The sequence below is a fragment of the Rhodococcus sp. GXMU-t2271 genome (genome assembly GCF_041414735.1).
Taxonomy (GTDB): Bacteria; Actinomycetota; Actinomycetes; order Mycobacteriales; family Mycobacteriaceae; genus Rhodococcus; species Rhodococcus indonesiensis.
In genome coordinates this window covers 41,752-63,576 of the sequence record NZ_JAUIZP010000037.1, presented here as the reverse complement: position 1 = coordinate 63,576, position 21,825 = coordinate 41,752, and the positions used below count along the sequence as shown (strand labels likewise).

The window sequence follows — 21,825 nt, the reverse complement described above, 5'->3', positions numbered from 1 at the left end:
CACCTGCTGCGCCGACTCGCACTTCGCCAGCATCACCCGGGTGTACGGGGTCCGGTCGAGGGCGTCGAGGTCGGCGAGATGGTCGGACGTACCGGCGGGATTGAGCCGCACCACCGTGCGAGCAGGATCGAGGACCGTGTCCTGCAGGCACTTGCGGGCGTAGTCCTTGTCCCCCGGCGCCACCCCGTCCTCGAGATCGAGGATCACCACGTCCGCCGTCGCAGCCGCCTTACCGAACCGCTCCGGCCGATCCGCCGGACAGAACAACCACGCGGTGCCGCCCACGGTGGGCACGGTCCTCATGCCTGATCCTCCCCGGCCGGACGGCACTGGACCAGCGTCTGGCGCACCGCGACCGCGACGACGTCGCCGCGCTGGTTGCGGGCCGTGTGCTCGAGCGTGACGATCCCCTGCCCGGGACGAGACTTGGACGCACGCTTGTCGGTGACCAGCGTCTCGGCGTAGAGGGTGTCGCCGTGCCGAACCGGGGCGGGGAACTTGATCTCCGAGAACCCGAGGTTGGCGACGATCGTGCCCTGGGTCAGCTGTGCCACCGACAGACCGACGAGCGTGGACAGGGTGAACATCGAATTCACCAGGCGCTCACCGAATTCGGTGCCCGCGCTGTAGGCGGCGTCGAGGTGCAGCGCCTGCGTGTTCATCGTCATCGTGGTGAACGCGACGTTGTCGGCCTCGGTGACGGTGCGGCCGGGGCGGTGCTCGTACACCGTACCGACCTCGAATTCCTCGAACCACAGTCCTCGCTGGGTGACCCGGGCGCTCACAGGCCGAGCTCCCGTGCCACCAGCATCAGCTGGACCTCGGTGGTGCCCTCGCCGATCTCGAGGATCTTGCTGTCGCGGTAGTGCCGTGCGACGGCGTACTCGTTCATGAAGCCGTAGCCGCCGTGGATCTGCGTCGCGTCGCGCGCGTTGTCCATCGCCGCCTCCGACGCGACCAGCTTGGCAATGGCAGCCTGCTTCTTGAACGGCTTGCCGGCCAGCATCAGGGCCGCGGCGTCGTAGTACGCGGCGCGGGCGGCATGAGCCCGTGCCTCCATCCGGGCGATCTTGAAGGCGATCGCCTGGTTCCGGCCGATGGGCCGGCCGAAGGCCTCGCGTTCCTTCGCGTACTTGACGGACTCGTCGACGCAGCCCTGCGCGGCACCGGTGGACAGCGCGGCGATCGCGATGCGGCCCTCGTCGAGGATGCGCAGGAAGTTCGCGTAGCCGCGGCCTCGCTCCCCGAGCAGGTTCTCCGCCGGGACCCGCACATCGGTGAAGCTCAGCGGATGGGTGTCCGAGGCGTTCCAGCCGACCTTGTTGTAGGCGGGCTCGGCGACGAAGCCGGGGGTGTCGGTGGGCACGACGATCGTGGAGATCTCCTTCTTGCCGTCCCGCTCGCCGGTGACGGCGGTGACGGTGACGATCTCGGTGATGTCGGTGCCCGAGTTGGTGATGAACTGCTTGCTGCCGTTGATGATCCACTGATCACCGTCGAGCTTGGCAGTGGTCTTGGTGCCGCCGGCGTCGCTGCCCGCGCCGGGCTCGGTCAGGCCGAATGCGCCCAGGGCCCGGCCGGCCGCGAGCTGCGGCAGCCACTTGCGCTTCTGCTCCTCGGTGCCGAAGCGGTAGATCGGCATGGCGCCGAGCGAGACGCCGGCCTCGAGGGTGATGGCCACGGACTGGTCGACCTTCCCGAGTTCCTCGAGGGCGAGGCACAGCGCGAAGTAGTCGCCGCCCTGTCCCCCGTACTCCTCGGGGAACGGCAGCCCGAACAGGCCGAGATCGGCCATGCCCTTGACGACCTCGTACGGAAAGGTGTGGTTGGCGTCGTGCTCGGCGGCGACGGGCGCGACGACGCTCTGGGCGAAGTCGGCGACGGTGTCCTTGAGGTCCCGGTAGTCCTCGGGAAGCTGTCCGGTGGAGAGGTAGTCGGTCATCGCTGCTGTGTCCTAGCTTTCGTTGGTGTCGGTGGGAACGACGCGGGCGAGGAGCTGGTCGACCTTGACCTGGTCCCCGGGGGCGACGAGAAGTTCGACGGTGCCGTCGACCGGCGTGGTCAGGGCGTGCTCCATCTTCATCGCCTCGACCACGACGACGGTCGCGCCGGCGGTGACGGCAGCGCCCTGTTCGACGGACACGGCGATCACGGTGCCGGGCATCGGGCTGGTCAGCTCGGCCTCACCGGCGTGGGCGTCGGCGCCGCGGATGTTCGCTTCGCGGGCCTCGCGCACGGGCCAGGTGCCGCCGTCGCCGGCGAGCCACAGCTGGCCGTCGTCCTCGGCGACGCGGAACACCGAGCGCACCCCGTCGAGCGTGACGGCGAGGCGATCCCCCTCGAGCCGAGCGGTGAGCACCCGGTCCGGCCCGTCCTCGATCCGTGCAGTGGCGGCTTCCGGGGTGCCGGACAGGTGCACGTGGTCGGTGCGGGTGGGGGTGTGCAGCCGCACCGTGGTCGGCGCGAATCCGCCGACCCGCCAGCCGGTGGGCCGGTCCCACGGATCGACCGGGGACTGGCTCGACGCGGCGGGCCAGCGTCGCAGCCACCGGTGCGCGGCCGCGGCGACGAGCACCGCATCGGGGGTGTCCGGGGCGGCGTAGTCGCCGAGACGGCGGTCGAGCAGGCCGGTGTCGAGGTTCCTGGCCTGCACGTCGGGGTCGGCGAGCAGGAAACGGGCGAAGTCGATGTTGGTGACCACTCCCAGGACCGCGGTGTCGGCCAGGGCCCGGTCGAGACGGCGCAGCGCGGCGGCCCGGTCGGGTCCGTGCGCGATCACCTTCGACAGCATCGGGTCGTAATCGCTGCCGACGACCGTGCCCACCTCGAGACCGGAGTCGACCCGGATCCCCGGACCGGAGGGTTCGACGACGCCGGCGACGTGGCCGCCGGTGGGCAGGAACCCGCGGGCGGGGTCCTCGGCGTAGACGCGGGCCTCGATCGCATGCCCGGTCAGGGTGATCTCGTCCTGGGCGAAGCCGAGCGCCTCACCGGCGGCAACGCGCACCTGCCACTCCACCAGGTCCAGTCCGGTGACCAGCTCGGTCACGGGGTGCTCGACCTGCAGGCGGGTGTTCATCTCCATGAAGAAGAACTCGTCCGGTGCGTCCGCGGAGACGATGAACTCGACCGTGCCGGCACCGGTGTAGTCGACGCTGCGGGCGGTGTTGCACGCCGCTTCGCCGATCCGGGCGCGGGTGGCCTCGTCGAGCAGCGCCGACGGGGCTTCCTCGATCACCTTCTGGTGGCGGCGCTGCAGGCTGCACTCACGTTCGCCGAGGTGCACGACGTTGCCGTGGGTGTCGGCGAGGATCTGCACCTCGATGTGCCGCGGTCGCTGGACGAACCGCTCGAGGAACAGGGTGTCGTCGCCGAACGCCGAGGCCGCCTCGCGTCGCGCCGAGGCGAGCGCCTCGGCGAGCTGACCGGATTCGGTGACCAGGCGCATTCCCTTGCCCCCGCCGCCGGCGGACGGCTTGATCAGCACCGGGTATCCGATGTCGTCCGCGGCGGCGATCAGTTCGTCGTCGGTCAGGCCGGGCCGGGAGATACCCGGGACCACCGGCACGTCGAACGCGGCGACGGCGTTCTTGGCGGTGATCTTGTCGCCCATGACCTCGATGGCCTTGGCGGGCGGGCCGAGGAACACGATCCCGGCGTCGGCGCAAGCCTGAGCGAAGCCCGAATTCTCGGACAGGAAGCCGTAGCCGGGGTGGATCGCCTGCGCGCCGGTGCGCCGCGCGGCGTCGATCACCTTGGTGATGTCGAGGTAGCTCTCCCGCGCGGCGGCGGGACCCAGCCGCACTGCGGTGTCGGCCTCGCGCACGTGGCGGGCGCCGGCGTCGGCGTCGCTGTAGACGGCGACGGAACGGATCCCCATCTGCCGCAGCGTGCGGATCACCCGCACCGCGATCTCCCCGCGGTTGGCGACCAGAACGGTATGGAACATCCCGGCTCGGCCGGTGGTATCGAACATGTTCAACTGCCTCACATCCGGAAGACGCCGTAGGAAACCGGCTCGAGGGGCGCGTTCGCACACGCCGACAGGGCCAGGCCGAGAACTTCCCGCGTGTCGGCGGGGTCGATGATGCCGTCGTCCCACAGCCGCGCGGTCGAGTAGTAGGGGTTGCCCTGGTGCTCGTACTGTTCGCGGATCGGGGCCTTGAACGCCTCCTCCTGCTCGGCGGTCCAGGGCGTGCCGGACGCGTCGAGCTGGTCGGAACGCACCGTCGCCAGCACGGAGGCGGCCTGCTCGCCGCCCATCACCGAGATGCGCGCATTGGGCCACATCCACAGGAACCGGGGCGAGTACGCCCGCCCGCACATCGAGTAGTTGCCGGCGCCGTAGGAGCCGCCGACGACGACGGTCAGCTTCGGCACGCGCGCGCATGCCACCGCGGTGACCATCTTGGCGCCGTGCTTGGCGATGCCGCCGGCCTCGTAGTCCCGCCCGACCATGAAGCCGGAGATGTTCTGCAGGAACAGCAGCGGGATCGAGCGCTTGTCGCACAACTCGATGAAGTGCGCGCCCTTCTGGGCGGATTCGCCGAACAGCACGCCGTTGTTGGCGATGATGCCGACGGGGTGACCGTGGATCCGCGCGAACCCGGTGACCAGGGTCTTGCCGTACTCGGCCTTGAACTCGGCGAAGCTCGAACCGGGTCCGGTCGGGTCGCCGTCGACGATGCGCTCGATGACCTCGTGCACGTCGTAGGGGGTGCGCGGGTCGGTGGGCACCACGTCGTACAGCTCCGCCGGATCCGCGGCGGGCGCGAACGTCGGCGCGACGTCCCACGGCCGGGGGGTGCGGGGCCCGAACGTGGCGACGATGGCGCGCACCCTGTTCAGCGCGTCGCGGTCGTCCTCGGCGAGGTGGTCGGTGACACCGGAGACCTTCGAGTGCAGGTCGCCGCCGCCGAGTTCCTCCGCGGTGACGACCTCGCCGGTGGCGGCCTTCACCAGCGGCGGCCCGCCGAGGAAGATGGTGCCCTGGTTGCGGACGATGACGGCCTCGTCGCTCATCGCCGGCACGTAGGCGCCGCCCGCGGTGCACGAGCCGAGGACCGCGGCGATCTGCGGGATCCCCTTGGCGCTCATGGTGGCCTGGTTGTAGAAGATGCGGCCGAAGTGCTCGCGGTCGGGGAACACCTCGTCCTGCCGCGGCAGGAACGCCCCGCCGGAGTCGACCAGGTACAGGCACGGCAGCTGGTTCTGCAGAGCGATCTCCTGAGCCCGCAGATGCTTCTTCACCGTCACCGGGTAGTAGGTGCCGCCCTTGACGGTGGCGTCGTTCGCGACGATCACGCACTCGCGGCCGGACACCCGGCCGATGCCGGCGATCATTCCGGCGCCGGGGCACTCGTCGTCGTACATGCCGTTCGCGGCCAGCGGCGCGATCTCGAGGAATGCGCTGCCGGGATCGAGCAGGGCGTCGACGCGCTCGCGGGGCAGCAGCTTCCCGCGGGCGACGTGCCGTTCCCGGGCCTTCTCGCTGCCGCCGAGCGCGGCGGTCGCGAGCTTGTCGCGCAGCTCGGTGACCAGCTGGACATGCTGCTCGCGGTAGGTCCGCGCAGCGGTTGTCGGGGGGATTGTCACAGTTCAGTCCTCGCCTTGGGGTGGGCGCCTGAGTTAATACTCGATAACTGAAAATGAGGTTAGCTGTGATTAACTGAGTTGTCCAGACCACGTCAGGAAGGAACGGTGCGGCCGATGACGGACTTGAAGCCGGACACCGACGAACAGCTGCTCACCGCACGCGGCCGGGCCAAGGCCGACCGGCGGCGGCAGCTGCTCCAGGCCGCCGCACGACTCGTCGCCGAACGCGGATTCAACGGCGTACGACTCGAGGACCTCGGGGCTGCGGTGGGCATCAGCGGCCCCGCCGTCTACCGGCACTTCCCCAACAAGGACGCGCTGCTCGTCGAGCTGCTGGTCGACATCAGCCGCCGTCTGCTGGCCGGCGGCACCGACGTGGTCGACCACACCGACGATCCCCGCCGCACGCTCGACCGGCTGGTGGACTTCCACCTCGACTTCGCGCTCGGGGAACCGGACCTGATCCGGGTGCAGGACCGGGAGCTGCAGTCCCTGCCGGAGGACGCCCGCAGGGAGGTGCGCCAGACCCAGCGACGGTACGTCGAGCTGTGGGTGGGCGCCCTGCGCCGCCTCGACCCCACTCTGGGAGAGTCCGATGCCCGGACCATGGCGCACGCAGCGTTCGGGCTCATCAACTCGACACCGCACAGCGCCGACCGGTCCTCCCCTGCCGCAACGCGAGCGGTGTTGCGGCGCATGACCCTGGCCGCGCTGGGCGCAGAGCGCCCCGAATCCGGCGCCTGAACAGGCACGGAGCCCCGCCCGGATGACCGGACGGGGCTCCCGTCGTGCTGCGCTTACCGGCACTGCGACTACCGGTACTGCGACTACCGGACCTTGTCCCTCGTCATCGAGGTGTAGGCCAGCGTCAGCACCGCCGCGACGGCGATACTGATGATCCAGCGCCACCAGTCGATACCCGGCGTATCACCCTGATCACTGATCAGACCCCAGATCCAGTAACCGATCAGAGCGCCGATGATGCCGATGACGACGGTGATGATCCAACCCATCGCCTGCTTCCCCGGAATCACCAGCCGTGCGAGCACACCGATGACCGCACCGAAGATGATCGTGCCGATGATTTCTCCCATCACGGGCTCCTCTCTCGGAACATCGAACCGTGGGGACGGTATGCCCAAGAGTGCGCGGAACATGCACGTTTCGGGTGAATTCCGGTAAATCTTCTGCAAAATGTTGCGGCGGGCCGCGCGGGTGGGCCCCGGCCGGGACGGCCGGGGCCCAGGGGTCACGCGTCGTGCACGATGACTCCGCGGATGTTCTTGCCGTCGCGCAGGTCCTGGTAGCCCTGGTTGACCTCCTCGAGGCTGTACCGATGGGTGACCAGCTCGTCGAGCTTCAGCTGGCCCGCGTCGTACAGGCGCAGCAGCCGCACGATGTCGTACTGCGGGTTGGCCGAGCCGAACAGCGAGCCCTTGATGGTCTTCTGGAACAGGGTCAGTTCCGTTCCGGACACGTGCACGGTCAGCTTCTCCGGATTGGCCAGGCCGGTGATGACGACGGCGCCGCCCTTGCCGACGATCGAGGTCGCCGCCGAGACGACCTCCTCGTCGACGGTGCCCACAAGGATCAGGGCGGCGTCGGCGCCCTGGCCCCAGCTCAGCTCGTTGACCTTCTCGGCCGCCTCGGCGGCACTGGCGAACGCGTGCGTGGCCCCGAACTTCAGGGCGGTCTCGCGCTTGAACTCCACCGGGTCGACGACCACGACGTACTTGGCGCCCGCGTGCACGGCACCCTGGACGGCGTTGATGCCGAGGCCGCCGATGCCGTAGATCACGACGATGTCGCCGGAGCGGACGTCCCCGGCGTACACCGCGGTGCCCCAGCCGGACGGCACACCGCAGCCGACGAGGACGGCGGTCTCGAGCGGGAGCCAGTCGTCGACCTTGACCACCGAGTGCTGCGAGATGGTCGCGCGCTCGGCGAACGTGCCGAGCATGCACATCGCGCCGAAGTCGGTGCTCCCGGAATGGAACCGGAACGAGCCGTCCGGCATGCAGCCCTCCAGGATGGTCGCGCCCATGTCGCACAGGTTCTGCCGGCCCGTCGAGCAGTACCGGCAGGTGCCGCAGTTCGGGATGAAACTGCACACGACGTGATCGCCCGGCTTGACCTTGGTGACACCGGGACCGACCTCCTCGATGATGCCGGAGCCCTCGTGACCGCCGACGATCGGGAAGCGCGGGGGCAGGTCCCCGTCGGTCAGGTGCAGGTCCGAGTGGCACAGCCCCGCCGCGGTGTACTTGATCAGCACCTCGCCGGGACCGGGGCCGTCGAGGTCGAGTTCCATGATCTCGAAGGGCTTGCCGGTCTCGAGCAGGACTGCAGCTTTGGTCTTCATCGTTGTTCTCCTCGGGTGTGTCGGGGTGTGGGTCGGCTCAGAGGGCGATGTTCACGGCTTTGGTCTGGGTGTAGAGGTCCAGCGCTCCCGCACCGAGCTCACGTCCCCATCCGGACTGCTTGAACCCGCCGAACGGCATGGCGGTGTCGAAGCCGTTGTACTGGTTGATCCACACCGAACCGGCCTTGAGCCGCCGCGCGGTGCGGTGCGCCTTCGACAGGTCCCGCGTCCAGATGCCCGCGGCCAGTCCGTAGATCGAGTCGTTGGCGGCGGCGGAGATGCCGTCGTCGGCGTCGAAGGGCAGGGCGGCGACGACCGGACCGAAGATCTCCTCGCGCACCACGCTGAAATCGGGCTGCACGTCCACCAGCACGGTCGGCTCGACGAAGAAGCCCTTGTCGCCCCAACGCTTTCCCCCGGTGAGGGCGCGCGCCCCGTCGGTCAGCCCCTCACGCAGATACCCGGTGACCCGATCCAGCTGCTCCTGGGAGACCAGTGGGCCGAGCTGGGTGGCCGGGTCGAGACCGGGTCCGATCTTCACCTTGCTCGCGGCCTCGGCGACGGCCTCGGTGAACTTCTCGAACAGGGGGCGCTCGACGAACAGGCGGGTGCCGGCAACGCAGCACTGGCCGTGGTTGAACAGCCACGCATCGAGGGAACCCTGCACGGCCGCATCGAAGTCGGCGTCGGCGAAGACGATGTTCGGGCTCTTGCCGCCGAGTTCGAGCGAGACCTTCTTCAGGTTCCCCTTGGCGGCGTCGACGACCTTCTTGCCCACCTCGGTGGACCCGGTGAAGGCGATCTTGTCGACGTCGTCGTGCGCGGCGAGGGCGGCGCCGGCGTCACCGAAGCCGGGCACGATGTTCACCACCCCGGGCGGGAACCCGGCCTCTTCGAAGATCTCGGCGAGCAGCAGCGCGGTGAGCGGCGTCTGCTCCGCGGGCTTGAGGATGACCGTGTTGCCGGCGGCCAGGGCTGGGGCGAGCTTGAACGCGGCCATCAGCAGCGGGAAGTTCCAGGGCACGATGAGTCCGCACACGCCCACCGGTTCGCGCAGCGTGTAGGCGTGGAACTCACCGCCGGGCACGAACGGCATCGTGACGTTCACCGTGCTGCCCTCGATCTTGGTGGCCCACCCGGCGTAGTAGCGGAAGATGTCCGCCGACCATGCCGTGTCCACGGCCGCGGCGATCACGGCGGATTTGCCGTTGTCGAGCGCTTCGAGCTGGCCGAACTCCTCGGCACGTTCGGTGAGCAGATCACCGACCCGCCAGATCATGCGCTCCCGCTCGGCGGCCTTCATCGTCGCCCAGGGGCCCTCGTCGAAGGCCTTGCGGGCGGCCCGCACGGCCCGGTCGACGTCCTCGGCGCCGCCGTGGGCGACGTCGGTGAGCTTGTCCCCGGTCGCGGGGTCGTAGGTCGCGAAGACGCGGCCCGAGGCGGCGTCGAGCCATTCGCCGCCGATGTAGAGCTGCTTGGGTCCGGAGAGGAATTCCCGGACCCGCGGAGCGACGATGTGCTCGGCAACAGCTGTCATGCCCAACCTCCTGAAGTAGTGTGACACGGGTCATACTGCTTCGGGTGGGACCGCGGGAACTGTTCAAGGATTGGACAGTGCGCACATGCGCATACGACCGTCAGCCCGCGATGCCGAGCGCGCGGATCCGGCTGTAGAGCGTGGTGCGGCTGATGCCGAGCTGCGCCGCGGCGTGCACCTTGTTGCCGCCGCTCTCACGCAACGCCTCGATGATGGCCTCCCGCTCGGCGCGTTCGCGCCCGCCCAGGCGGGAGACCCGGCTCGTCGCCCGGTAGTCGACCGGCAGATCCTCTCGTCGCACCGGCAGCGGGGACTCCCGCACCGGGACGGCGGCGAGCACCGCCCGCAGCTCGGCGAGGTTGCCGGGCCACGAACGTTCCGACAAGGCCGTCAGGGCACTCGGACCCAAGCGCAGATCTCCTCGGCCGAGTTCCTGTGCGAGCGCGGCGGCCAGGTCACCGAGTTCCCGGGTCCGTTGCCGCAGGGCCGGGACCCGGACCTGACCGGGGCAGCGTGCCAACAGTTCCCGTACCGGCGGGCGGATGTCGTCGAGGGGGTCGGCGGTGAGCACGAGCCGCGGTGCGGCCGGGTCGGAGAGCATCGACGAGAGCAGCGCCGGCACCGGATCCGGAGCCAGGTGCACGTGTTCGACGACCACGAATCCGCGGTCCGTCGCGGCGGCCGCGACCGTGAGCAACCGGGCCGACCATTCGCGTTCACCCTCACCGACGATCCGGGCGGCGTCCAGGAACGTGCCCTCACCCCGGACGAGTTCCCTTGCAGCCCAGGTTCGTCCACTCCCGGGCTCACCGACGATCGCCACGCCACCGGCGCCGTCGCGCAGCCGCCCGAGCCGTCGCCGCAACCGCGTCGTCACATCCTGCGCGACATCGCTGCGGGGCACGGGTTCGCGTGCCCCGGAGGCGTCGAGCAGGAACAGCGCACCGCTGCCGATGCCCTGGATGCGGTCGATCCGCAACCGGGTGCTGCCGCCGGCGGACAGCGCGAAATCCATGGTGCGGGACTCCCCGGCGGGTAGATCGACCGCGATCGCGCGCAGGGCTGCGTGATCGGCGGGTAGGAGCAGTTCGACGGCGGCCTTGTTGGTGAGCATGATGTCCTCGCCCATGGCCGCGACCGCGACGCCGCGCTGCTGCGCGGCCCGCTGGAATGCATCGACGACCCGGCGGTCGGACTCGCGGGCGCCCTCGAGCAGCCGTGCCTCGATGTCGCGGGCCGCCCGGGCGAGGAACGGCGCGAACAGCGGATTGGCCGTCTTGCCGGCGGCGGTGATGTCGAGGATGCCTTCGATGCGGCGGGTGACCGGATGCACGAGTGGATGCCCGTAGCAGCTGAAGTCCTTGAGGGACTCGAGGTAGTGCTCTTCGCCGTGCACCACGAGGCTCTGCCGCACTTCGAACGGGGTGCCGAGAGCGTTCGTGCCGTAGGTGTCCTCGCTCAGGGCGGCGCCGGGGACCACGCCGATCTCCTCCATGGCCCGCTGCATGGGTGCCGAGTCGAACAACCGGGCCACGATCCGGCAGTCCCGGTCCACGAGGAGGATGCAGCAGCCCGTGCCGGCGAGCTGTGTGCGCAGCTCGTCGAGCACCGGCCGGGCGGCGTCGAGCAGCCGCCCGGCCGCGTCCGAGGGGCCCAGCAGCGTCGGTGCGGGAAGCCGTCCCGGGTCTATCCCGCTCAACTGTGAGCGCTTCCAGGACAGCGCGATCTCCGGCCGCAGACCGTTCACCCCTGCCCGGCCTCCCCGAGCAGGGCCGTCGACATCTCCCGCATCTCGACCTTGCGGATCTTGCCGGTCACCGTCATCGGGAACTCGTCGACGATGTGCACGTAGCGGGGGATCTTGTAGTGCGCGAGCTTGCCCGTGCAGTACTCGCGCAGCGACTGCGCGTCGAGCGGCGCTGCCCCCTCCCGCATCCGGATCCACACCATGAGCTCCTCCCCGTACTTCTCGTCGGGCACCCCGACGACCTGGGCGTCGAGGATGTCCGGGTGGGTGTAGAGGAACTCCTCGATCTCGCGCGGGTAGATGTTCTCACCGCCGCGGATGACCATGTCCTTGATGCGGCCGGTGACCGAGACGTACCCCTCGGCGTCCATGACACCGATGTCGCCGGTGTGCATCCACCGGGCCGCGTCGACGGCCTCGGCGGTCTTGTCGGGCTGGTTCCAGTAGCCGAGCATCACCGAGTAGCCGCGGGTGCACAGCTCCCCCGGCTCACCGCGCGGGACGGTCAGGCCCGTGGCCGGATCGACGATCTTGACCTCGAGATGCGGGCCGACGCGGCCGACGGTGGACACCCGCTGGTCGATGGTGTCGTCGCTGCGGGTCTGCAGCGACACCGGCGAGGTCTCGGTCATGCCGTAGCAGATGGAGACCTCGGTCATGCCCATCCGCTCGATGACCTGCTTCATCACCTCGACCGGGCACGGGGAGCCCGCCATGATGCCGGTGCGCAGGCTCGACAGGTCGTAGCCGTCGAAACCCGGGTCGGCGAGCTCGGCGATGAACATCGTCGGCACCCCGTACAGGGAGGTGCAGCGTTCCTCGGCGACGGCGGCCAGGGTCTGGGTCGGGTCGAAGGCCGGTCCCGGGATCACCATCGTCGCGCCGTGGCTGGTGCAGGCCAGATTGCCCATCACCATGCCGAAGCAGTGGTAGAAGGGCACCGGGATGCACACCTTGTCCTGCTCGGTGTAGTGGCACAGCTCGCCCACGAAGAACCCGTTGTTGAGGATGTTGTGGTGGCTGAGGGTGGCGCCCTTGGGGAATCCGGTCGTGCCGGACGTGTACTGGATGTTGATCGGGTCGTCGGCCGACAGGTCACGCTGCGCGGCGTCGAGCCGGGTGCGGTCGTCGGCGAGTGCGGCGCGCCCGGACGCGCCGAGCTCGTCCCAGTCGGGGGAGCCGAGCAGCACCACCTGTTCGAGATCCGGGCAGTTGCCCCGCACCTCGCCGATCATCGCCGCGTAGTCGGACGTCTTGAAGCTCGGGGCCGCGACCAGCATCCGGATTCCGGCCTGGGTGAGCACGTACTGCAGTTCGTGCGAGCGGTAGGCCGGGTTGATGTTGACCAGGATCGCGCCGATCTTCGCGGTGGCGTACTGGACGAACACCCACTCGGCGCAGTTGGGCGCCCAGATGCCCACCCGGTCGCCCTTGCCGAGACCGGCCCGCAGCAGTCCGAACGCGAGGGCGTCGACCTCGGCGGCGAGTTCGGTGTAGGTCCAGCGCCGGCCGGCGGCACGGTCGACGAGCGCGTCCCGCTCGCCGTGCCGGGCGACGGTGCGGTCGAAGTTGTCACCGATCGTGTCCCCGAGCAGCGGGGTGTTCCACGCCCCCGAGGTATAGCTGGGCAGTTCGGGTGTGGTGAAACCGGTCATTGGTGCTCCTGCAGTGTGCGCGGCCCGGGACGAGCGACGGGGTCTCGAGGACTCCGTCCACCATGCTCGCCGATCCGGGGCCACAGGTGTTCGGATTCTGGACAGTTGACGGGGTGCTGACAGCACGAGGCGCCCTCCCCGGAATGTCGGGGAGGGCGCCGGCGGGATCAGAGCGCTCGGTCCCGGGTCTCGACGAGAGCCTTCGTGCACACGAAGCTCAGCACGCCGAGCACGGAGAGCATGACGCCGATGGCGATGCCGCCGTAGGACGCGGCCAGGGGCGCGGCCAGCATGGGCGGGATCGCACCGCCGAGGACGCCGGCGAGGTTGTAGCCGAGTCCGGCGCCGGTGTACCGGTACCGGGTCTGGAACATCTCCGGTAGCAGCGCACCGCACGGGCCGTAGGCGATGCCGAAGATGGCCAGGGTGACCATCATGCCGACGACGAACGCGACCGGCGATCCGGTGTCGAGCAGCGGGAACAGCGCCAGCGCCCAGACGACGGAGAAGCCGCACGAGATCATGATGACGCGACGGCGTCCGACCCGGTCGGAGTAGAGGGCGGAGAGCACGATCGCGGCGCCGAACACGAGCGACGAGATGATGCCGACGGTCAGGACGAACGGCCGGGAGAAGCCGAGGGTCTTGGTCGCGTAGCTGGTCAGGTACGCGGTGCCCATGTAGAAGAACGCGAACATGATCGCCAGGGCGCCGGCCGAGAGGAGGATCTCCTTGGTCTGGTAGCGCAGGGCGTCGAGGAACGGCAGGGTGCGCTTCTCGACCGGGGCGGCGGCGCGGGCCTCTCGCTCGGCCTGGAACACCGGGGTCTCCTGGATGGCGAGACGCATGTAGAGACCGACGGCCACGAGAACGATGCTGAGCAGGAACGGGATTCGCCAACCGTAGTCGAGGAAGGCCTCGTTGGTGTCGCCGAGGGCCAGGCCGGTGAACAGGAAGGTGCCACTCGACAGGGCGAAGGCGATGGCCGGACCGAGCTGCGGGAACATCGCATACAGGCCGCGTTTGCCCGGTGGCGCGTACTCGGCGGTGAGCAGGGTCGCGCCGGCCCATTCCCCGCCGACGGCGAAGCCCTGCGCGAAGCGCAGCAGCACGAGGATGATCGGGGCGGCGACGCCGATCGTCTCGGCGCCCGGGAGCAACCCGATGAGCAGGGTCGAGATGCCCATCAGCAGCAGGGTGGAGACGAGGGTCTTCTTGCGGCCGATGCGGTCACCGAAGTGCCCGAACAGCATGGCGCCGACCGGGCGCGCGATGAAGGCGACGGCGAAGGTCGCGAACGAGGCGACCGTACCGGCGGTGGCGCCGAGCGCCGGGAAGAACACCGTCGGGAAGACCAGGGCTGCGGCGGTTCCGTAGATGAAGAAGTCGTAGAACTCGATGGTGGTGCCGATGCAGCTGGCGATGGCGACGCGTCGGATGCCGGGGCCGCCCGGGGCGGGAGCGGTCGGCGCGGCGGGCTTGTGCCCCGCCGGTACCACGGGGGGTTCGGCCCCCGGTGTCGACACTGTGGTCACGTCTGTCCTCCGTATTTCCGTCCGAGCCGCGGCGGACCTGCGCCGCGGGATGGAAGGAAAGGTAGTGATCCGCCTCACTCCCCCACTACCCCCGAAAGGGGGGTGGCTGTGAGCCGGATCACGTAGTTCGGCGAACAAATGACTAGGACATGTCGTCGGGCACCCGGTAGCGCGGCCGGCGGGCAGACCGATCGCACCCGGGCCGTCTACGCTCCGTCCATGGCGACGACCTGGGACCCGGCCACGCCGGGCATCTTGGCGCTACCGTCGGGCCGGTACGTTCGGGGCCGCGGCGTCCGCCGGCCCCTCCCGCCCGGCCCGCGCCCCGGACTCGGGGTCTACCTCACCGGCCGGAAACCGCCGACGGTCCCGTGGGAGGCGCGGTGGATCCGCTGGCCCGACTTCCGGCTCCCCGCCGATCCCCGGGCCGCCCGCCGGATCCTGTTCGAGGCATGGGAGCGGTGCGCGGCCGAACGCGTCGAAGTCGCCTGCGGCGGGGGCCGCGGACGCACGGGCACCGCCCTGGCCTGCCTGGCGATCTTCGACGGCGTGCCGCCCACCGAGGCGGTTGCCTATGTGCGCGAGCACTATTCGCGCCGAGCAGTGGAGACCCCGGGGCAGCGGCGCTTCGTCGCCGCGTTCCGGTGACGGGCGCGTCAGTGACCGGCGGCGCCGGCGAGTTCGGCGCGCATCTCGCGCCACACGGTCGCGTACGAGTCGATGTTCGGCGCCGTCGCCCATGCCAGCGCGCCGGACTTGATCTTCCCGAGCGCCTCGGCGAACAGGTCCTGGTAGCGCGACAGACGCGGAACGAAGGCCGACACGTCGTCGAAGAGATTCTGCGCCTTGCGGTCCAGCTCGATCAGTTCGTCGAGGAAGTTGGCCGATTCCGGGTCGGCGAGCAGCGCGGTGAGCGCGTCGTCGAGCGGCCCGAACTGTTCGAACAGCTCCGCGAGGGAATCCTCGTCGATCGAGACGCGCTCCGCGTCGAGCTGATCGGTCAGTTCCGCGGCCCCCGCGTCGGTCAGGGAGATGCCGTCGCCGGTCTCCTTGGCCTTGCCCTGGTCGACGAGGGCGTCGAACGCCGCCCGCCCGGACGCGACGGACACCCCGAGGTGCGCCGCGATCACTTCCGCGGTGACGGTCTGCTTCAGCCGCACCGTCTGCAGCAGAGCCAGCTCGTCGACATTGCCAGCGAACGCCATCGTGTCCTCTCCTCGTCGCCCGGTCGCGGGCCGTACGTGTCACCCGGTCGGGCGGAGTACATGATTTGGCGGATACGGCGGCTGTGTCAAACTCCCGAGCGGGTACCACGCGTTCTCGTCGCTACAGCGTCCTCGTCGCTACAACTCCCCCGTCCTCGCGGAATCGAGCCGGTCGTCCCGCGTGGTGTCCTTCAGGTCCACCCCGGACCGCCCGAGCCGGCGCGCCCCGTCGACCAGCCCCGCGACGACGGCCGCGGCCGCCGCATACCCGAGCCCTTCGGGCGGGTGGATGTTGGATACGCAGTTCCGTTCGGCGTCGGCGCGACCGGGCCGCGGCTCGTGGGTCAGATACACCCCGAGGCTGTCGGCGACCGACAACCCGGGCCGCTCCCCGATCAGGACCAGCAGGGTGCGCACCCCCAGGGCTGCGCCGATGTGGTCGCCCAGCGCGACCCGCGCCGACGTCGCGATCACCGGCGTCGCCACGGACAGGTGCCGCGGCAGGGCCGCCACGATCGCCTCGAGCAGCGCGACGCCGTGCTCGGTCAGGGCCCGCGGCGAGAGCCCGTCGGCGAGCACCACGCCGACGTCGGCGTCCACGACCGGGACCGCGGACAGATCCGCGGGCAGCCGGCCGAGATCCGGGCGGCGCAGATACTCGCCCCGATCACGTACGCAGCTCTCGACGACGACCGGTGCGCCGAGTCCGAGACGTTCGACGTCGGCAGCCAGGGCCGGCACGTCGAGGGGCTGGTGCACCGCGTCGCGGGCCGCGGCGTGCGCGGCCCGGAACTCGAGCACCCGCGCGGTCGGGAGACCGTCGCCGGCGCGGCCGAGCCCGATGCGGGCCTGGGTCGACGACCGCAGCGGCGCCCAGAAGTCGCGGTCGACGGACCCGCTCATGCCGCACCTCCCGCGAGGGCGCGCAGCGGGGAGGCCGCCGCGTCCACCGGCAGGATGTGCCCGGCACCGTCCACCATGCCGAGGCCGGCGAGCCACCGCTCGAACTCGGGAGCGGGGCGCAGCCCGAGCGCGCGCCGTACGTACAGCGCGTCGTGGAACGACAGGCTCTGGTAGCCGAGCATGACGTCGTCGGCTCCGGGCACGGCGATGACGAACGCGGCGCCGGCAACCCCGAGCAGCGTCAGGAGGGTGTCCATGTCGTCCTGGTCGGCCTCGGCGTGGTTGGTGTAGCACACGTCCACACCCATCGGCAGGCCCAGCAACTTGCCGCAGAAGTGGTCCTCGAGGCCCGCCCGGACGATCTGTTTGCCGTCGTAGAGGTACTCGGGGCCGATGAAACCGACCACCGTGTTGATCAGTAGCGGGTCGAGCGCGCGGGCGACGGCGTACGCCCGGGTCTCGAGGGTCTGCTGATCCACCGGACGTCCGCCCGTGCCGAGGTGCGCACCGGCCGACAGCGCCGAACCCTGCCCCGTCTCGAGGTACATGACGTTGTCGCCGACGGTGCCGCGTCCCAGGGCGCGGCCGGCCTCGTTCGCCTCCCGCAGCAGAGCCAGGTTCACCCCGAAGCCGGCATTGGCCCCCTCGGTGCCGGCGATCGACTGGAACACCAGGTCCACGGGTGCCCCGGCCTCGATGAGGCCGAGGGTGGTCGTCACGTGGGAGAGCACGCAGGACTGCACCGGGATGTCGAAGCGCAGCCGCATCTCGTCGAGCAGGTGCAGCAGGTCGGCGGTGGCCCGGGGCGAATCCGTCGCCGGGTTGATGCCGATGACGGCGTCGCCGCAGCCCATCAGCAGCCCGTCGAGCGTCGCGGCGGCGATGCCGCGCGGGTCGTCGGTGGGATGGTTGGGCTGCAGCCGGGTGCCGAGGCGGCCGGGCAGGCCGACGGTGGTGCGGAACGCCGAGGTGACCTCGATCGCGCGGGCCACTGCGATCAGGTCCTGGTTGCGCATGAGCTTGCTGACGGCGGCGACCATCTCGGGCGTCAGGCCGGGTGACAGGGCGGCGAACGTCGCGGCCGCATCGGCCTTCGTGACGGTGTCGAGCAGCAGGTCGCGCAGTCCCCCGACCGTCAGGTGCTGCACGGCGCGGTAGGCGTCCCGGTCGTGGTCGTCGAGGATCAGCCGGGTGACCTCGTCGGTCTCGTAGGGCACCACCGGTTCGGCGAGGAACACGTCGAGCGGGACGTCGGCGAGCACCCACTGCGCGGCTGCGCGCTCGGCGTCGGATTCGGCCGCGCAGCCGGCGAGTTCGTCGCCGGAGCGGCGCGGGGTGGCCTTGGCGAGCAGATCCACGAGGCCGTCGAAGGTGTAGGTGGTGCCGGCGAGGTGCTGGGTGTAGACGCTCACTTCAGCTCGGCCTCCGCCTCGGCGAGCGCGGCGAACTCCTCGTCGGGCGAGTTCGCCACCAGCCGGTGCCGGCTGTAGAGCCCGAAGTAGGCCATGAACGCGGCGAAGGCTCCGAGGGTCCACAGGGCGGCGATCGGGTCGACCAGGAACGTGGCCACGACGGCAGCGGCGGCGACGACCAGCGCGAAGGAGGTGGTGACGACACCGCCGGGAGTGCGGTAGGGCCGCGGCATGTTCGGCTCGCGCCGGCGCAACACGATGTGGCTGACCATCATCAGCACGTAGCTCACCGCGGCACCGAAGACGGCCATGTTCAGCAGCATCGCTCCCTCGCCCGTGAGCGACAGCGCGAACCCGATCACGCCGGGGACGATCAGCGCCAGCACAGGCGCCTTGCGCTTGTTGGTCAGCGACAGGCTCGTGGGGAGATAACCGGCGCGCGAGAGCGCGAACGTCTGCCGCGAGTACGCGTACATGATCGAGAAGAAGCTCGCGATCAGACCGGCGAGGCCGATGTAGTTGACCACCTTCGCGGTGCCGCTGTCGCCGAGGGCCTCGACGAGGGGGTTGCCGGAGGTGGACAGGGCCTCGGCGCCGAGCGCACCGGTGGCCAGGAACAGCACGGTCGCACCGGTGACGAGCAGTACCAGCATGGACACGATGATGCCCTTGGGCACGTTCTTCTCCGGCTCGGTCGCCTCCTCGGCGGCCAGCGGCACACCCTCCACGGCGAGGAAGAACCAGATCGCGAACGGTACGGCCGCCCAGATGCCGAACAGACCGAAGGGCAGGAACGACGACGCGCCGGCGGCGGTCTCGTCGACGGCGATGTCGGTGAGATTGGCGGTGTCGAACAGCCCGACTGCCGAGACGGCGAACACCACGAGCCCGACCAGGGCGATCGCGGTGATCACGAACATCGCCTTGAGGGCTTCGCCCGCGCCGGTGAGGTGGATGCCGATGAACACCGCGTACACGGCGAGGTAGATCCACCACCCGTCGGTGATGCCGAACAGGTTCAGCGACTCGACGTACCCGCCGATGAACGTGGCGATGGCCGCCGGGGCGATCGAGTACTCGATGAGAATTGCTGTGCCGGTGGCGAATCCGCCCCAGGGGCCGAGTGCGCGCCGGGCGAAGGTGTAGCCGCCGCCGGCGGCCGGCAGTGCGGAGGACAGCTCCGCCATGCCGAGCACCATCGCGAAGTACATGGCCGCGATGATCACCGCGGCGACGAGCAGTCCACCGAACCCGCCTTCGGCCAGGCCGTTGTTCCAGCCGGCGTAGTCCCCGGAGATGACGTAGCTGACCCCCAGCCCCGCGAGCAGAATCCAGCCTGCCGAACCCTTTCTCAGACTTCGCTTTTCGAGATAGGCACGACTCTCGGCGTGGAAGTCCGCGCCGTCGTGGTGGGCCGCGGTTCCGGTCCTGGGCGGGTCGGTCAACGACATGATCTCTCTTCTCGACGGAGGATGGCGACGTGTCGAGCAGGCACGCCGAGGACACCGCGAGTACTCACGGTACGAGCGGCATGTACACACCGCGTCAGTACGCGGTCACGGAAGTGTTACGAGGAGTGGCTCCGGGTCGTCGGCACCGGGCACGCGTCGGCGGCCTCGGCCACGACGGTCGGCTCCGTGGCCGGATCCGGGCGGGCGCCGGCGGCCCACTGCTTGCCGAGCAAGGGGGCGTCATGGGCGAGGGCGTCGTTCTCCTCGGCGGTGAAGGCGCGGCCGCGACTGAGGAACCGGAGCCCCTCGGGGGATTCGAGACTGAATCCGGAGCCGCGGCCCGGCACCACGTCGAGGACGAGCTGGGTGTGCTTCCACGCCTTGAACTGGGATCCCGAGATCCACACCGGGACGGCGTCGGTGCCGCCGGGCAGGTCGTCGGCGGTCCGTCCCACCTCGAGACGCAGGTCCAGCATCCCCAGCAGCACGTCCAGGTCGCCGACGACGAAGTCGCCGTCCGGGTAGCACATCGGCGCCGATCCGTCGCAGCAGCCGCCGGACTGGTGCATCATCAGCGGCCCGTGCCGCTCGGCCAGGCGGCGCAGGAGCGCGACCGCGTCGGAGGTGGCGACGAGGCGGAGCGGGACGGACATGCGGTGCCTTCCGGTTGTCGACGTGGGCCTCCCCCGAGCGAACGTGTCGCTCACCTCGGCTGATCGAGTGAACGATACATTCGCTCGACTCGGGGCGGGGCGGAATGGGAACGGCACCTGCCACGTCGTAGGGGGGTGACGTGACAGGTGCCGGGCCTGATCAGAAGAAGCCCTGGGCCTTCGGGGCGTAGGACACCAGGAGGTTCTTCGTCTGCTGGTAGTGGTCGAGCATCATGTGGTGGTTCTCGCGGCCGATGCCGGACTGCTTGTAGCCGCCGAACGCCGCGTGCGCCGGGTACTGGTGGTAGGTGTTGGTCCACACCCGGCCGGCCTGGATGGCACGGCCGGCCCGGTAGGCGACGCCGCCGTCGCGGGACCAGACACCGGCCCCGAGGCCGTAGAGGGTGTCGTTGGCGATGGAGATGGCGTCGTCGAAGTCCCGGAAGGAGGTCACCGAGACCACCGGTCCGAAGATCTCCTCTTGGAAGATGCGCATCTTGTTGTGGCCGCTGAACACCGTCGGCTGGACGTAGAAGCCGCCGGACAGGTCACCGCCGAGGTCGGCGCGCTCGCCACCGGTGATCACCTGTGCACCTTCGCTCTTGCCGATCTCGATGTAGGACAGGATCTTCTCGAGCTGGTCGTTCGAGGCCTGCGCACCGATCATCGTGTCGGTGTCGAGCGGATCACCCTGGCGCACGGCCTTCGTGCGCACCGCGGCCAGCGACAGGAAGTCGTCGAAGATGTCCTGCTGGATCAGCGAGCGCGAGGGGCAGGTGCACACCTCGCCCTGGTTGAGAGCGAACATCGTGAAGCCCTCGAGTGCCTTGTCCTGGTAGTCGTCGTTGGCCGAGAGCACGTCGGAGAAGAAGATGTTCGGGCTCTTGCCGCCGAGCTCGAGGGTGACCGGGATCAGGTTCTGCGAGGCGTACTGCATGATCAGGCGGCCGGTGGTGGTCTCGCCGGTGAACGCGATCTTGCGGATCCGCGGGCTCGACGCCAGCGGCTTGCCGGCCTCGACGCCGAAGCCGTTGACGATGTTGACCACGCCCGGGGGCAGCAGGTCGCCGATCACGGAGATGAGGTGCAGGATCGAGGCCGGCGTCTGCTCGGCCGGCTTGAGGACGACCGCGTTGCCGGCGGCCAGCGCCGGGGCGAGCTTCCACACCGCCATCAGGATCGGGAAGTTCCACGGGATGATCTGGCCGACCACGCCGAGGGGCTCGTGGAAGTGGTAGGCGACGGTCTCGGAGTCGATCTCGGAGATCGAGCCCTCCTGCGCACGGATCGCGCCCGCGAAGTAGCGGAAGTGGTCGATGGCGAGCGGGATGTCGGCGTTGAGGGTTTCGCGGATCGGCTTGCCGTTGTCCCAGGTCTCGGCGAGGGCGATCGACTCGAGGTTCTCCTCGATGCGGTCGGCGATCTTGTTGAGCAGGATGGACCGCTCGGCGACGGAGGTCTTGCCCCAGGCCGGCGCGGCGGCGTGGGCGGCGTCGAGGGCCAGCTCGATGTCCTCCTCGGTGGACCGGGCCACCTCGGTGAACGGCTGTCCCGTGACCGGGGTGACGTTCTCGAAGTACTGACCCTTCACAGGCGGTACCCACTGGCCGCCGATCCAGTTGTCGTAGCGGGACTGGAAGGACATCAGGGCGTCGGGCGAGCCGGGACGGGCGTACACGGTCATCGGTGTTCACTCCTCGGATGGTCTGGCACACCCCATACGGGGCGTGTGATCCGGAACACTACGAACCGGTGGGTTGCAACTACGTT

The 21,825-nt window shown here is 69.8% G+C and carries 19 protein-coding genes; 2 read left to right on the top strand and 17 right to left on the bottom strand.

Annotated features, from left to right (window positions below; genetic code table 11):
• From QYS60_RS15065 to QYS60_RS15045, 5 genes are all read right to left on the bottom strand, one after another.
• Positions 1-303 (bottom strand): aldolase/citrate lyase family protein (locus QYS60_RS15065; protein WP_371383547.1); only part of this gene is annotated, 303 nt, incomplete at its 3' end.
• Positions 300-785: a MaoC family dehydratase gene (locus QYS60_RS15060; RefSeq protein WP_054374115.1), complete on the bottom strand. Its 486-nt coding sequence runs from the start codon at positions 783-785 to the stop codon at positions 300-302. The genes QYS60_RS15065 and QYS60_RS15060, both read right to left, overlap by 4 nt.
• On the bottom strand, positions 782-1,942 hold the full coding sequence (locus tag QYS60_RS15055; RefSeq protein ID WP_003936308.1) for an acyl-CoA dehydrogenase family protein: 1,161 nt from the start codon (positions 1,940-1,942) through the stop codon (positions 782-784). The genes QYS60_RS15060 and QYS60_RS15055 overlap by 4 nt, the downstream gene beginning before the upstream one ends.
• Positions 1,943-1,954: 12 nt before the next feature.
• Positions 1,955-3,976, bottom strand: a complete 2,022-nt coding sequence (locus tag QYS60_RS15050; protein WP_371383546.1) for a biotin carboxylase N-terminal domain-containing protein — start codon at positions 3,974-3,976, stop codon at positions 1,955-1,957.
• Between the two features lie 11 nt (positions 3,977-3,987).
• The gene (locus QYS60_RS15045) at positions 3,988-5,595 is read right to left on the bottom strand and encodes a carboxyl transferase domain-containing protein (protein ID WP_371383545.1); all 1,608 of its coding nucleotides are present in this window, start codon (positions 5,593-5,595) and stop codon (positions 3,988-3,990) included.
• A 114-nt stretch (positions 5,596-5,709) separates the two neighbouring features.
• Between QYS60_RS15045 and QYS60_RS15040 the strand changes: the two genes are divergently transcribed.
• The gene (locus QYS60_RS15040) at positions 5,710-6,339 is read left to right on the top strand and encodes a TetR/AcrR family transcriptional regulator (RefSeq protein WP_268965449.1); all 630 of its coding nucleotides are present in this window, start codon (positions 5,710-5,712) and stop codon (positions 6,337-6,339) included.
• 83 nt (positions 6,340-6,422) lie between these two features.
• On the opposite strand, the gene QYS60_RS15035 is transcribed toward QYS60_RS15040, so the two are convergent.
• From QYS60_RS15035 to QYS60_RS15010, 6 genes are all read right to left on the bottom strand, one after another.
• Positions 6,423-6,689: a GlsB/YeaQ/YmgE family stress response membrane protein gene (locus QYS60_RS15035; protein WP_371383544.1), complete on the bottom strand. Its 267-nt coding sequence runs from the start codon at positions 6,687-6,689 to the stop codon at positions 6,423-6,425.
• A gap of 155 nt (positions 6,690-6,844) precedes the next feature.
• A complete protein-coding gene (locus tag QYS60_RS15030; RefSeq protein ID WP_371383543.1) occupies positions 6,845-7,957 on the bottom strand; it encodes an NDMA-dependent alcohol dehydrogenase in 1,113 nt (370 codons plus the stop codon).
• 37 nt (positions 7,958-7,994) lie between these two features.
• On the bottom strand, positions 7,995-9,494 hold the full coding sequence (locus QYS60_RS15025) for an aldehyde dehydrogenase family protein (RefSeq protein WP_003936314.1): 1,500 nt from the start codon (positions 9,492-9,494) through the stop codon (positions 7,995-7,997).
• Between the two features lie 100 nt (positions 9,495-9,594).
• Complete coding sequence (locus QYS60_RS15020) at positions 9,595-11,241, bottom strand: sigma-54-dependent Fis family transcriptional regulator (RefSeq protein WP_371383542.1); 1,647 nt, start codon at positions 11,239-11,241, stop codon at positions 9,595-9,597.
• On the bottom strand, positions 11,238-12,896 hold the full coding sequence (locus tag QYS60_RS15015) for an AMP-binding protein (protein WP_371383541.1): 1,659 nt from the start codon (positions 12,894-12,896) through the stop codon (positions 11,238-11,240). The genes QYS60_RS15020 and QYS60_RS15015 overlap by 4 nt, the downstream gene beginning before the upstream one ends.
• 167 nt (positions 12,897-13,063) lie before the next feature.
• Positions 13,064-14,431 (bottom strand): MFS transporter, encoded by a 1,368-nt coding sequence (locus tag QYS60_RS15010; protein ID WP_371383540.1) that lies wholly within the window; start codon positions 14,429-14,431, stop codon positions 13,064-13,066.
• Positions 14,432-14,650: 219 nt separating this feature from the next.
• Here QYS60_RS15010 and QYS60_RS15005 point away from each other — a divergent pair, with 219 nt between their 5' ends.
• Positions 14,651-15,079 carry a protein-tyrosine phosphatase family protein gene (locus QYS60_RS15005; RefSeq protein WP_371383539.1) on the top strand — a complete coding sequence of 143 codons (429 nt, stop codon included), beginning with the start codon at positions 14,651-14,653 and terminating at the stop codon, positions 15,077-15,079.
• Positions 15,080-15,087: 8 nt separating this feature from the next.
• Here the strand turns inward: QYS60_RS15005 and QYS60_RS15000 are convergent, their stop codons facing one another.
• The 6 genes from QYS60_RS15000 to adh all read right to left on the bottom strand — a co-directional run bounded on the left by QYS60_RS15000 (position 15,088) and on the right by adh (position 21,739).
• Positions 15,088-15,636 (bottom strand): hypothetical protein, encoded by a 549-nt coding sequence (locus tag QYS60_RS15000; RefSeq protein ID WP_371383538.1) that lies wholly within the window; start codon positions 15,634-15,636, stop codon positions 15,088-15,090.
• Positions 15,637-15,774: 138 nt separating this feature from the next.
• A complete protein-coding gene (eutC, locus tag QYS60_RS14995; protein WP_289378798.1) occupies positions 15,775-16,539 on the bottom strand; it encodes an ethanolamine ammonia-lyase subunit EutC in 765 nt (254 codons plus the stop codon).
• Positions 16,536-17,951 (bottom strand): ethanolamine ammonia-lyase subunit EutB, encoded by a 1,416-nt coding sequence (locus QYS60_RS14990; protein WP_003937353.1) that lies wholly within the window; start codon positions 17,949-17,951, stop codon positions 16,536-16,538. The genes eutC and QYS60_RS14990 overlap by 4 nt, the downstream gene beginning before the upstream one ends.
• The gene (gene eat, locus QYS60_RS14985) at positions 17,948-19,402 is read right to left on the bottom strand and encodes an ethanolamine permease (protein WP_371383537.1); all 1,455 of its coding nucleotides are present in this window, start codon (positions 19,400-19,402) and stop codon (positions 17,948-17,950) included. Before eat ends, QYS60_RS14990 begins: the two co-directional genes overlap by 4 nt.
• Before the next feature lie 116 nt (positions 19,403-19,518).
• Complete coding sequence (locus QYS60_RS14980; RefSeq protein WP_371383536.1) at positions 19,519-20,055, bottom strand: DUF779 domain-containing protein; 537 nt, start codon at positions 20,053-20,055, stop codon at positions 19,519-19,521.
• Positions 20,056-20,215: 160 nt separating this feature from the next.
• Positions 20,216-21,739, bottom strand: a complete 1,524-nt coding sequence (gene adh / locus QYS60_RS14975; RefSeq protein WP_003937356.1) for an aldehyde dehydrogenase — start codon at positions 21,737-21,739, stop codon at positions 20,216-20,218.
• Positions 21,740-21,825: the final 86 nt, after the last annotated feature.

Coding starts and splice junctions, on each gene's coding strand:
- QYS60_RS15055 (WP_003936308.1), bottom strand. CDS start 1,942: ATGACCGACTACCTCTCCACCGGACAGCTTCCCGAGGACTACCGGGAC.
- QYS60_RS15050 (WP_371383546.1), bottom strand. CDS start 3,976: ATGTTCGATACCACCGGCCGAGCCGGGATGTTCCATACCGTTCTGGTC.
- QYS60_RS15040 (WP_268965449.1), top strand. CDS start 5,710: ATGACGGACTTGAAGCCGGACACCGACGAACAGCTGCTCACCGCACGC.
- QYS60_RS15035 (WP_371383544.1), bottom strand. CDS start 6,689: ATGGGAGAAATCATCGGCACGATCATCTTCGGTGCGGTCATCGGTGTG.
- QYS60_RS15030 (WP_371383543.1), bottom strand. CDS start 7,957: ATGAAGACCAAAGCTGCAGTCCTGCTCGAGACCGGCAAGCCCTTCGAG.
- QYS60_RS15025 (WP_003936314.1), bottom strand. CDS start 9,494: ATGACAGCTGTTGCCGAGCACATCGTCGCTCCGCGGGTCCGGGAATTC.
- QYS60_RS15015 (WP_371383541.1), bottom strand. CDS start 12,896: ATGACCGGTTTCACCACACCCGAACTGCCCAGCTATACCTCGGGGGCG.
- QYS60_RS15005 (WP_371383539.1), top strand. CDS start 14,651: ATGGCGACGACCTGGGACCCGGCCACGCCGGGCATCTTGGCGCTACCG.
- QYS60_RS15000 (WP_371383538.1), bottom strand. CDS start 15,636: ATGGCGTTCGCTGGCAATGTCGACGAGCTGGCTCTGCTGCAGACGGTG.
- eutC (WP_289378798.1), bottom strand. CDS start 16,539: ATGAGCGGGTCCGTCGACCGCGACTTCTGGGCGCCGCTGCGGTCGTCG.
- eat (WP_371383537.1), bottom strand. CDS start 19,402: ATGTCGTTGACCGACCCGCCCAGGACCGGAACCGCGGCCCACCACGAC.
- QYS60_RS14980 (WP_371383536.1), bottom strand. CDS start 20,055: ATGTCCGTCCCGCTCCGCCTCGTCGCCACCTCCGACGCGGTCGCGCTC.
- adh (WP_003937356.1), bottom strand. CDS start 21,739: ATGACCGTGTACGCCCGTCCCGGCTCGCCCGACGCCCTGATGTCCTTC.